Source organism: Novosphingobium sp. KCTC 2891, from assembly GCF_025938155.1.
Lineage (GTDB): Bacteria > Pseudomonadota > Alphaproteobacteria > Sphingomonadales > Sphingomonadaceae > Novosphingobium.
In genome coordinates, this window is record NZ_JAPCZG010000002.1 from 474524 (window position 1) to 486709 (window position 12186).

The 12186-nt window shown below is 65.2% G+C and carries 5 protein-coding genes; 2 read left to right on the top strand and 3 right to left on the bottom strand.

The genetic code is table 11. The annotated features are described in order from the left end of the window. Positions 1–71 precede the first annotated feature (71 nt). Positions 72–584: a 50S ribosomal protein L10 gene (rplJ, locus tag OLX02_RS05945; protein ID WP_264421053.1), complete on the bottom strand. Its 513-nt coding sequence runs from the start codon at positions 582–584 to the stop codon at positions 72–74. Between the two features lie 588 nt (positions 585–1172). Here rplJ and rpoB point away from each other — a divergent pair. Both rpoB and rpoC read left to right on the top strand, forming a co-directional pair. Continuing rightward, entirely contained in the window at positions 1173–5336 is a 4164-nt protein-coding gene (gene rpoB, locus OLX02_RS05950; protein ID WP_264421055.1) for a DNA-directed RNA polymerase subunit beta, read from the top strand. A gap of 87 nt (positions 5337–5423) precedes the next feature. After that, on the top strand, positions 5424–9707 hold the full coding sequence (rpoC, locus tag OLX02_RS05955; protein WP_264421058.1) for a DNA-directed RNA polymerase subunit beta': 4284 nt from the start codon (positions 5424–5426) through the stop codon (positions 9705–9707). A gap of 100 nt (positions 9708–9807) precedes the next feature. Here the strand turns inward: rpoC and OLX02_RS05960 are convergent, their stop codons facing one another. Both OLX02_RS05960 and glpX read right to left on the bottom strand, forming a co-directional pair. Then, positions 9808–10950, bottom strand: coding sequence for a serine hydrolase domain-containing protein (locus OLX02_RS05960; RefSeq protein ID WP_264421060.1), 1143 nt, complete (start codon positions 10948–10950; stop codon positions 9808–9810). Between the two features lie 70 nt (positions 10951–11020). Beyond that, a complete protein-coding gene (gene glpX / locus OLX02_RS05965) occupies positions 11021–12013 on the bottom strand; it encodes a class II fructose-bisphosphatase (RefSeq protein WP_264421063.1) in 993 nt (330 codons plus the stop codon). Between the last annotated feature and the right edge of the window lie 173 nt (positions 12014–12186).

Consider the following 12186-nt stretch of genomic DNA (forward strand, 5'->3'; position numbering starts at 1 on the left):
GAAAAGGAACAGTCTTATGCGCTTGCCGCGATTTCCGAGGCGCCGGACGCAAGCGCCCGGCTCGAAATCGCTTATGCGGCTTCCTTGGCGTAGGCACCGAAGACGCGGGCCAGCTTGGCCGCCGGAGCGGTCGTGAGCTGGGCAATCTTCGTGGCCGGAGCCTGGATGAGGCCGATGAGCGTGCCGCGCAGTTCGTCGAGCGAGGGCATCGAGGCGAGCGCCTTGACACCATCCGCGTTCAGAACCTGCGTCCCCATGGAGCCGCCGACGATTTCGATCTTGTCGGTGGTCTTGGCGAACTCGATGACGGCCTTGGCGGCAGCCACCGGGTCGACGGAAGCAGCGATCGCGGTCGGACCGGTGAAGAAATCACCCAGACCTTCGTAATCGGTGCCTGCGACGGCAAGCTTGGCAAGACTGTTCTTCGCAACCTTGTAGGTGGCACCCGCTTCACGGATCTTGTTCCGCAGGACAGTGGACTGGGCCACCGTCATGCCGAGGTTGCGGGTGATCACCACCGCGCCGGCCTCGCTGAACACGCCGTTGAGGAATGCGACCGATTCGGCTTTTTGCGAACGATCCATGCCTTACTCCTTCACAATGGCCGAGCGGGGCGAACCCCGCGCGGCCGGCTACGTTGTCGATGCCCCGCAAAAGGGCACCGGCGAGTCCGTTGACAAGGGAAGGAGGTGCGCATCAAAGCGCCAAAGGCACCACGCATCGCAATCGGAGCGAGGGGCCAGAAACTCATTTCCCCGCCTAGGCTGGTGATTAAGCAGGGAACCTGCTCCAGCTGTCTCGGACGGATGACCAGGCACAGGCGCTAGGCCTGCCGGTCGGGGCGGGCCTCTGTCGCATCGGGCGGCGAAAGTCAAGCATGGACGGGGAGGTCCGCGGGCGACAGGCCCGCAAGGCTTTGACTTTGCGCGGTGGCACGCCTATACGGCCTCCTTCATCCGCCGCTTCGAGCAAGGCTTTCCCATGCGCGGGGGAAGGCCCACGAAGGAAGCGATCCCGGATTTCCATTCTGACGCAACAGGCTGCGGGCCGCGGCATCCGACCGGATGCTACGCGCCATGCGGCCTTTTGCTGCTGGATGGCGCCACCCGCCGCGCGTGGCAGAATTCAGCCGGTTTCCCGGCACGATTAGAGCGAAGAGGCATAACCCTTCCATGGCGAACAAAGCTCCCGCACGCGCTGGCGTGAAGAAGCGCATCCGCAAGATCTTCGGTGACATTCACGAAGTCGTGCAGATGCCGAACCTGATCGAGGTTCAGCGCGAATCGTACGAGCAGTTCCTGCGCTCGGACCCGGTGACGGGCTATGTGTCGGGCCTCGAAAAGACCCTTCGCTCGGTGTTCCCGATCCAGGATTTCGCGGGCACGGCCAGCCTCGATATCAAGGAAAAGGACGGTTACGTCCTCGAGTCGCCGAAGTACGACGTGAACGAATGCCGCCAGCGGGGCATCACGTATGCCGCGCCGATGAAGGTGACGCTCAAGCTCGCGACTTTCGAGGTCGATGCCGAGACCGAGACCAAGTCGCTCATCGATATCAAGGAGCAGGACGTCTACATGGGCGATATCCCGCTCATGACCGACAACGGTACGTTCTTCATCAACGGCACCGAGCGCGTGATCGTCTCGCAGATGCACCGTTCGCCGGGCGTCCTGTTCGACCATGACCGTGGCAAGACCCACTCGTCGGGCAAGTACCTCTTCGCCGCGCGCGTGATCCCGTACCGTGGTTCGTGGCTCGACTTCGAGTTCGACGCCAAGGACATCGTCAACGTCCGCATCGACCGCAAGCGCAAGCTGCCGGTCACGGCGCTGCTTTATGCGCTGGGCCTTGGCGGCGAGCAGATCCTCGACTTCTTCTACGAGAAGGTGATCTGGGCCCGCGGCGACGGCGGCTGGCGCGTGCCTTTCGTGCTCGACCAGTGGCGCGGCGTGAAGCCCGCGTTCGACATCGTCGACGCCAAGTCGGGCGAAGTGATCTTCCCCGCCGGCACCAAGATCAGCCCGCGCGCCGCGAACAAGGCGGCCAAGGACGGTCTTGAGGAGCTGCTGATCCCGACCGAGGAAATCTTCGGCCGCTATTCGGCCAAGGACCTGATCGACGAAAGCACCGGCCGCATCTGGATCGAGGCTGGCGACGAAGTCAGCCCCGAGAACCTCGAGGCACTCGACAAGGCGGGCGTCGACCGTCTCGAACTGCTTGACATCGACCACATGAACACGGGTCCGTGGATCCGCAACACGATGAAGGCGGACAAGGCCGAGGACCGCGATCAGGCCCTCTCCGACATCTACCGCGTGATGCGCCCGGGCGAACCGCCGACGCGCGAAACCGCCGAAGCGCTGTTCGACGGCCTGTTCTTCGATCCGGACCGCTACGACCTTTCGGCCGTGGGCCGCGTGAAGCTCAACATGCGTCTGAGCCTCGATTGCCCGGACACCGTCACCACGCTGCGCACCGAGGACATCCTCGCCGTGGTCAAGGAACTGGTGAACCTGAAGGACGGCAAGGGCGAAGTCGACGACATCGACAACCTCGGCAACCGCCGTGTCCGTTCGGTGGGCGAGCTGCTGGAGAACCAGTACCGCGTCGGCCTGCTGCGCATGGAACGCGCGGTGAAGGAGCGCATGTCGTCGGTCGACGTGTCGACCGTCATGCCGAACGACCTGATCAACGCGAAGCCCGCGGTTGCCGCGGTGCGCGAGTTCTTCGGTTCGTCGCAGCTCTCGCAGTTCATGGACCAGACCAACCCGCTGTCCGAAGTGACCCACAAGCGCCGTGTTTCGGCGCTCGGGCCGGGCGGTCTGACGCGCGAACGCGCGGGCTTCGAAGTCCGCGACGTTCACCCGACCCACTATGGCCGCATCTGCCCGATTGAAACGCCGGAAGGCCCGAACATCGGTCTGATCAACTCGCTCTCGACCTTCGCGCGCGTCAACAAGTACGGCTTCATCGAAACCCCGTACCGCAAGGTCATCGACGGCAAGGTGACCAAGGACGTCGTCTACCTTTCGGCGATGGAAGAGCAGAAGCACACCGTTGCGCAGGCGTCGGCCGAAACCAACGCCGACGGCTCGTTCGTCGAAGAACTGGTTTCCGCCCGTCAGAACGGCGAATTCGTGATGAGCCCGCGTGACCAGATCACGCTGATGGACGTTTCGCCCAAGCAGCTCGTCTCGGTCGCGGCCTCGCTCATTCCGTTCCTGGAAAACGATGACGCCAACCGCGCACTGATGGGCTCGAACATGCAGCGCCAGGCGGTGCCGCTGGTCAAGGCTGATGCGCCGTTCGTGGGCACCGGCATGGAAGAGACCGTGGCGCGCGATTCGGGCGCCGCGATCTCGGCGCTGCGCTCCGGCGTGGTCGACCAGGTCGACGCTACCCGTATCGTCATCCGCGCCAGCGGCGACATCGAGCCGGGCAAGTCGGGCGTGGACATCTACCGCCTGCAGAAGTTCGAGCGTTCGAACCAGTCGACCTGCATCAACCAGCGTCCGCTGGTGAAGGTGGGCGACCTTGTCGAGAAGGGCGACATCCTTGCCGACGGTCCCTCGACCGAACTCGGCGAACTGGCGCTCGGCCGCAACAGCCTCGTCGCGTTCATGCCGTGGAACGGCTACAACTACGAAGACTCCATCCTGATCTCCGAGCGGATCGTGAAGGACGACGTCTTCACGTCGATCCACATCGACGAGTTCGAAGTGATGGCCCGCGACACCAAGCTCGGGCCTGAGGACATCACGCGCGACATCCCGAACGTCGGCGAGGAAGCCCTGCGCAACCTCGACGAAGCGGGCATCGTCTACATCGGCGCCGAAGTGCATCCGGGCGACATCCTCGTCGGCAAGATCACGCCGAAGGGCGAATCGCCGATGACGCCGGAAGAGAAGCTGCTCCGCGCGATCTTCGGTGAAAAGGCCAGCGACGTGCGCGACACCTCGCTTCGCCTGCCGCCGGGCGTTTCGGGCACCATCGTCGACGTGCGCGTGTTCAACCGCCACGGCATCGAGATCGACGACCGTACCCGTGCGATCCAGAACGAGGAAATCGAACGCCTCGCCAAGGACCGCGAGGACGAACGCGCCATTCTCAACCGCGCCACGTTCAACCGCCTGCGCGAAATGCTGCTCGGCCAGGTCGCCACGGCCGCGCCGAAGGGCATCAAGAAGGGCGCCGATATCGACGAGCAGCTGCTGGCCGATGTCGAGCGTCACGAATGGTGGAAGTTCGCCGTTGCCGACGATGCGCGCCAGGCGCAGCTCGAAGCGGTGAAGGCGCAGTACGACGAGACCGTCAAGGCGATCCAGGAGAAGTTCGAGGACCGCAAGGAGAAGCTCGAACGCGGCGACGATCTCGCCCCGGGCGTGCTCAAGATGGTCAAGGTCTTCGTGGCGGTGAAGCGCAAGCTGCAGCCGGGCGACAAGATGGCTGGCCGTCACGGCAACAAGGGCGTCATCTCGCGCATCCTGCCGATCGAGGACATGCCGTTCCTCGCGGACGGTACGCACGTGGACATCGTGCTCAACCCGCTGGGCGTGCCTTCGCGCATGAACGTCGGGCAGATCTTCGAAACGCACCTGGGCTGGGCCGCGCGCGGCCTTGGCCAGCAGATCAAGCATGCTCTCGAGGAATGGCGCCACGCCAATCCGAACCCCGAAGCGGCCGCGCCGCCGAGCGTGCTGATCGACAAGCTGCACGAGATCTATGGCGAGAACTACCGCGAGGACATCGACAGCCGTTCGACGGCCGAGATCCTCGAGCTGGCCGATAACCTGAAGGCCGGCGTGCCGATGGGCACCCCGGTGTTCGACGGCGCGCGCGAGCCCGACGTTTCGGCGATGCTGACGATGGCGGGCCTCGATACCTCGGGTCAGTCGACGCTGTATGACGGACGCACCGGCGAAGCGTTCGACCGCAAGGTGACCGTGGGCATCATCTACATGCTCAAGCTGCACCACCTTGTGGACGACAAGATCCACGCGCGTTCGATCGGGCCCTACAGCCTCGTCACCCAGCAGCCGCTGGGCGGTAAGGCGCAGTTCGGTGGCCAGCGCTTCGGCGAAATGGAGGTCTGGGCTCTCCAGGCCTACGGCGCGGCGTACACGCTCCAGGAAATGCTGACGGTCAAGTCGGACGACGTTGTCGGCCGCACCAAGGTCTACGAGGCGATCGTCAAGGGCGACGACACCTTCGAGGCCGGCATTCCCGAAAGCTTCAACGTGCTCGTCAAGGAAATGCGCTCGCTGGGTCTCAACGTCGAACTCTCGTCGCTCGACAACGAGGACGACGACGACGACTTCGCGCAGGCGGCGGAATAAGGCGGCGGGGCGGCTTTCGGGCCGCCCTGTCCCATTCGCGGAATTTCACGTCCAGCGCCTCTGCATGAGGCAAGGGAACGGCAAAAAATGAACGACCTGACCAAATTCACCAACCAGCTCGCCAAGCCCGAGACCTTCGACCAGATCCAGATCGGTCTGGCGTCGCCCGAGCGCATCCGCAGCTGGTCCTTCGGCGAGATCAAGAAGCCGGAAACCATCAACTACCGCACGTTCAAGCCCGAGCGCGACGGCCTGTTCTGCGCGCGCATCTTCGGTCCCGTGAAGGACTATGAGTGCCTGTGCGGCAAGTACAAGCGCATGAAGTACAAGGGCGTCGTCTGCGAAAAGTGCGGCGTCGAAGTCACCGTGACCAAGGTGCGCCGCGAGCGCATGGGCCACATCGAACTGGCCGCGCCGGTCGCGCACATCTGGTTCCTCAAGTCGCTGCCGTCGCGCATCGGCCTGCTGCTCGACATGCAGCTCAAGCAGCTTGAGCGCATCCTCTACTTCGAAAGCTACGTGGTCATCGAGCCGGGCATCACGCCGCTCGAACGCTACCAGCTGCTGACCGAGGACGAACTGCTCGACGCGCAGGACGAATACGGCGAGGACGCGTTCTCGGCCGGCATCGGCGCCGAGGCGGTCAAGCACATGCTCATGGACCTCGACATGGTCCAGGAGAAGGAAGACCTTCTCAAGGAACTGTCCGAGACCAAGTCGGAACTGAAGCCCAAGAAGATCATCAAGCGCCTGAAGGTCGTCGAATCGTTCATCGATTCGGGCAACCGTCCGGAGTGGATGATCCTTGACGTCGTGCCGGTCATTCCGCCCGAACTGCGCCCGCTGGTGCCGCTCGACGGTGGCCGCTTCGCGACCTCGGATCTCAACGATCTCTATCGCCGCGTCATCAACCGCAACAACCGCCTGAAGCGCCTGATCGAGCTGCGCGCGCCGGACATCATCGTCCGCAACGAAAAGCGCATGCTGCAGGAAGCCGTTGACGCGCTGTTCGACAACGGCCGCCGCGGCCGCGTCATCACCGGCGCCAACAAGCGTCCGCTGAAGTCGCTGTCCGACATGCTCAAGGGCAAGCAGGGCCGCTTCCGTCAGAACCTGCTCGGCAAGCGCGTCGACTATTCGGGTCGTTCGGTCATCGTGACCGGTCCGGAACTCAAGCTGCACCAGTGCGGCCTGCCGAAGAAGATGGCGCTCGAGCTGTTCAAGCCGTTCATCTACGCCCGTCTGGACGCCAAGGGTCTGTCGATGACCCTGAAGCAGGCCAAGAAGTGGGTCGAGAAGGAACGCAAGGAAGTCTGGGACATCCTTGACGAGGTGATCCGCGAGCACCCGGTGATGCTCAACCGCGCGCCGACGCTCCACCGCCTCGGCATCCAGGCGTTCGAGCCCGTGCTGATCGAAGGCAAGGCGATCCAGCTGCACCCGCTCGTCTGCTCGGCTTTCAACGCCGACTTCGACGGCGACCAGATGGCCGTCCACGTGCCGCTCTCGCTGGAAGCCCAGCTGGAAGCGCGCGTGCTGATGATGTCGACCAACAACATCCTGTCGCCCGCGAACGGCAAGCCGATCATCGTGCCGTCGCAGGACATGGTGCTGGGGCTTTACTACCTTTCGATGGATCGCAAGGGCGAGCCGGGCGAAGGCATGATGCTGGGCGACATGGCGGAAGTGCACCAGGCGCTGTTCGCCGGTGCCGTCACCATGCACTCCAAGATCGTCGCGCGCGTTCCGCAGACCGACGAGAACGGCAAGCAGTACCTCAAGCGTTATGAAACGACGCCGGGCCGCATGCTGATCGGCGAGTGCCTGCCCAAGAACCACACGGTGCCCTTCGAGCTGGTCAACCGCCTGCTCACCAAGAAGGAAATCGCGGACGTCATCGATCAGGTCTATCGCCACACCGGCCAGAAGGACACGGTGCTGTTCGCGGACGCGATCATGGCGCTGGGCTTCCGCAACGCGTTCAAGGCGGGCATCTCGTTCGGCAAGGACGACATGATCATCCCCGACAGCAAGGACGCGCTGGTGGGCGAGACCAAGGAACTGGTTGCCGACTACGAGCAGCAGTACCAGGACGGCCTGATCACCCAGCAGGAAAAGTACAACAAGGTCATCGACGCATGGAGCCGCTGCGGCGACCAGGTGGCCGCGGCCATGATGGACGAGATCCGCGCGACCCCGATCGACGAGAACGGCCGTGAAAAGCCCGTCAACTCGATCTACATGATGTCGCACTCCGGCGCGCGTGGTTCGCCGACCCAGATGAAGCAGCTCGCCGGTATGCGCGGCCTCATGGCCAAGCCTTCGGGCGAGATCATCGAAACGCCGATCATCTCGAACTTCAAGGAAGGCCTGACCGTCCTTGAGTACTTCAACTCGACCCACGGCGCTCGTAAGGGCCTGGCCGACACCGCGCTCAAGACGGCGAACTCGGGTTACCTGACCCGCCGTCTGGTCGACGTGTCGCAGGACTGCGTCGTCACCGTGAACGACTGCGGCACCGAGCGTGCGCTGGAAATGCGCGCGATCGTGCAGGGCGGCGCGACGATCGCCTCGCTGGGCGAGCGTATCCTCGGCCGTACGCTGGCCGAAGACATGATCGAGGTGAAGACCGGCGCGGTCATCGTCGAGAAGGGCACCCTGCTCGACGAGCCGACCGTGGCCCGGATCGAGGCTGCTGGGGTCCAGTCGGCGCGCATTCGTTCGCCGCTGATCTGCGAGGCGCCGCAGGGCGTCTGCGGAACCTGCTACGGCCGTGATCTTGCGCGCGGTACGCCGGTCAACATCGGTGAAGCCGTGGGCGTCATCGCGGCGCAGTCGATCGGTGAGCCTGGCACGCAGCTGACGATGCGTACCTTCCACATCGGCGGTGCTGCGCAGGTCAACGAACAGTCGCACCTTGAATCGATCTGCGACGGTACGGTGGTCCATCGCGACATCCCGACGATCATGGACAGCCGCAACCGCCGCCTGTCGCTCGCCCGCAACGGCGAAATCGTGGTCATGGACACCGATGGCCGCGAACGCGCCATGCACCGTGTGCCCTACGGTACCCACCTGCTGCACGAGAACGGTGCAGTGGTTAAGCAGGGCGAACGCCTGGCCGAATGGGATCCGTTCACCACGCCGGTGATCACCGAAAAGCCGGGTGTGGTCCGCTATCAGGACCTCATCGACGGGCGCACGCTGACGGAGCTGGTCGACGAAGCAACGGGTATCGCCCAGCGCGTCGTCACCGAGAACCGTGCGGGTGGCCGGGCCAAGAAGGAAGACCTGCGTCCGCGCCTGACCCTGCTCGACGAGAATTCGGGCGAGGCCGCGCGCTACATGATGGCGCCGGGCACGACGCTCTCGGTCGAGGACGGCCAGACGGTCAACGCGGGCGACATCCTCGCTCGTGCCAGCCGCGAAGCCGCCAAGACCCGCGACATCACCGGTGGTCTGCCGCGCGTTGCCGAACTGTTCGAGGCTCGCAAGCCGAAGGACAATTCGATCATCGCCAAGATCGCGGGCCGCATCGAGTTCGTTCGCGACTACAAGGCCAAGCGCAAGATCGCGATCATCCCGGAAGAGGGTGATCCGGTGGAGTACCTGGTGCCGAAGAGCCGCGTGATCGACGTGCAGGAAGGCGACTACGTCAAGAAGGGCGACAACCTGATTTCCGGTTCGCCGGATCCGCACGACATCCTCGAAGTCATGGGCGTCGAGGCTCTGGCGGAATACCTCGTGGCGGAAATCCAGGAAGTCTACCGCTTGCAGGGCGTGAAGATCAACGACAAGCACATCGAGGTGATCGTTCGCCAGATGCTGCAGAAGGTGGAAATCACCGATGGCGGTGACACCACCCTGCTGCCGGGCGAGCAGGTCGACTTCGAGGAAATGACCGAGACCAACGCACGCCTGGAAGCAGGCCTGCGTCCGGCCGAAGGCAAGCCGGTGCTGCTGGGCATCACCAAGGCGAGCCTCCAGACCCGCTCGTTCATCTCCGCCGCGTCGTTCCAGGAAACCACCCGCGTGCTCACGCAGGCGGCGGTCGAAGGCAAGAAGGACTCGCTGATCGGCCTGAAGGAAAACGTCATCGTCGGCCGTCTCATCCCCGCCGGTACCGGCGCGGGCATGAACCGGATGCGCGTTGCCGCTTCCAGCCGCGATGCCGCGCTGCGTGCGTCCTATCGCAAGCTGCAGGAATCGCTGATCGCACCGGTCACCGCAGCCGAGGAGCACGCCGCTGAACTGGCGCAGGGTCCGGAAGCGGCGATCGGCAACGATCCGCTCGCGGCGGTCGAGGGCGAGACCCACGGCACCGACGCGGACGCTGGCGAATACCTGATCAAGGGCGACGACGAAGCCTGAGCTTCGCTGCCGCACTGACCATGCAAGAAGCCCCGCCGGAGCGATCCGGCGGGGTTTTCTGTTGGGCGGCGTGTTGGCCGCAGGGCGCGGGGCGCGGGCGCTACTGCGCGCAGGCCATGCCTTCCAGCGCGGCAAAGGCCGACAGCACGCCTGGATCGGCGAAGGGCGCCACTTGCGCCAGGATCACGCCGGCGAGATCGCGGGCCGGATCGATCCAGTAGTAACAGTTGAAGATCCCTGCCCAGTGCAGGCTGCCCGGCGAACGGCCTGCCGGCCCGACCTCGGTGTTGACGAGGAACCCGCCCACCGTCCACCCGCCGCGCTGGCCGGGCAGCGGATCGAACGCGGTCGCCAGCTGCGGCATCGCGGTGGTCATCTCGCCAGCGGACAGGTGCGCGGGCAGCGCATCCGTGTGCATCAGCCGCGCGGTTTCGGGGGATAGCACCCGCACGCCGTCTAGTTCGCCGCCGCGCAGCACCATGCGCAGGAAGCGCGCATAGTCGGACGCGGTGGAGGTCAGGCCGCCGCCGCCGTTGTGATATTCGCCGCCGCCCAGCACCATCGGCGAGATTGTAAAGCCGCCCTGTCCATCGCGGACATGAACCTGGGCCGCACCCTCGGGCAGTTCGGCGTGGAAGCCGGTCTGGGTCATGCCGAGCGGCCCGGTCAGTTCGCGCTCGAACCATTCGCCCAGACGCATGCCCGACACCGCCTCGACCGCGAGCCCGGCCCAGTCGATCCCGGTGCCATATGCCCAGCGCTCGCCGGGATCGAACATCAACGGCAGGCGCAGGCTGTCGAGGCTGCCCGGCACCATCCGGCCTTCGGCCATGGCATGGCGCAGCAGGTCGGCATCCATGAAGGTATACCCGCAGCCGGAGGTGTGCATCAGCAGGTGGCGCAGGGTGACGGGCTGGCGCGCCGGGCGCAGGATCGCGGCGCCCTTGTCATCGAAGCCGTCCAGCACCTGCGGGTCGGCCAGCTGGGGCAGGACGGTGCCGATCGGGGCGTCGAGGTCGAGCAGGCCGCGCTCAACCAGCTGGAGAGCGGCGGCGGAGGTCAGCGCCTTGGTCATCGACGCGATCTGGAAGGGCGTGTCTTCGCGCATCGGCGTGCCTGCCACGGCGTCGGCCATGCCGAAGGCGCGCAGGTAGCGGGTTCCGGTGCTGTCGGTAATGAGCGCGACCGCGCCCGGAAGGTTGGCGGCGGCCAATGCCGCCGCGAATTCAGCTTCGCCGTTCATGCTTTTCTCTCCCTTTGTCCGTCAGGGTGGCCCAGACGGACAAAGGGTGCAAGCGCGGCGAAGGTGCTGCTCAGCGGGGCTTGCGGTGCTCGCCCTTGACCCAGCGGACCGTGCCCGAGCTGGCGCGCATGACGACGCTCTCGGTGCTCAGCATGCCGTTCTTGTGGACCTTGACGCCGTCGAGCAGCGAGCCGTCGGTCACGCCGGTCGCGGCGAAGATGCAGTCGCCCTTGGCCAGTTCGCGCAGGTCGTACTGCTTGTTGAGATCCTCGATGCCCCACTTGCGCGCGCGCGCGCGCTCGTCGTCGTTGCGGAACAGCAGCCGGCCCTTGAACTGTCCGCCGACGCAGCGCAGCGCAGCAGCGGCGAGCACGCCTTCCGGGGCGCCGCCCGAACCCATGTACATGTCGACGCCGGTGTCCTCGTTGGTCACCGCGATCACGCCGGCGACGTCGCCATCCGGGATCAGCATGATGCCGCAGCCAAGGCCGCGCAGCTCGGCGATGAGATCGGCGTGGCGCGGGCGATCGAGCACGCAAACGATGATGTCGCCCGGCTCCACGCCCTTGGCAGCCGCGACGGCCTTGACGTTGTCGGTGACCGACTTGTCGAGATCGATGATGCCATCGGGGTAGCCGGGGCCGACCGCCAGCTTGTCCATGTAGACGTCGGGCGCGTTGAGCAGGCCGCCCTCTTCGGCAACGGCGAGCACGGCGAGCGCGTTCGGTCCGGCCTTGGCGGTGATCGTCGTGCCTTCCAGCGGATCGAGCGCGATGTCGATCTTGGGACCGGTGCCCGGCGCCGCGCCGACCTTCTCGCCGATGTAGAGCATCGGTGCCTCGTCGCGCTCACCCTCGCCGATGACGACGGTGCCGTCCATCCACAGCTCGTTGAAGGCGGCGCGCATCGCCTCGACCGCAGCGTGATCCGCCGCCTTTTCGTCGCCACGGCCGATCAGCTTCGATGCGCCGATCGCCGCCGCTTCGGTGACGCGCACCATTTCGAGCACGAGGACGCGGTCGAGAACCTTCGAGGGGGCAGGCTTGTGGGTCGATTCGGTCACGTTGACTCCGATGGCTGGCGGCGTGAAAACGCGCGTGTGCAGACGTATGCGTGCCCTAGACCGGCGATGGCCGGTTTGTCGAGAGTGCGGCTTGTCCTTGTTGCCGTAGCGTTGGCTCTCTCCGGCGCGGTGAAGGCGCGGTCTGCGGGATAGCGGTACCGGCTACCCACCGA

What these genes read in the sequence shown, in the direction of transcription:
- OLX02_RS05960 (WP_264421060.1), bottom strand. Translation starts at nt 10,950, where the DNA reads ATGAACGGCGAAGCTGAATTCGCGGCGGCATTGGCCGCCGCCAACCTT.
- rpoB (WP_264421055.1), top strand. Translation starts at nt 1,173, where the DNA reads ATGGCGAACAAAGCTCCCGCACGCGCTGGCGTGAAGAAGCGCATCCGC.
- rpoC (WP_264421058.1), top strand. Translation starts at nt 5,424, where the DNA reads ATGAACGACCTGACCAAATTCACCAACCAGCTCGCCAAGCCCGAGACC.
- rplJ (WP_264421053.1), bottom strand. Translation starts at nt 584, where the DNA reads ATGGATCGTTCGCAAAAAGCCGAATCGGTCGCATTCCTCAACGGCGTG.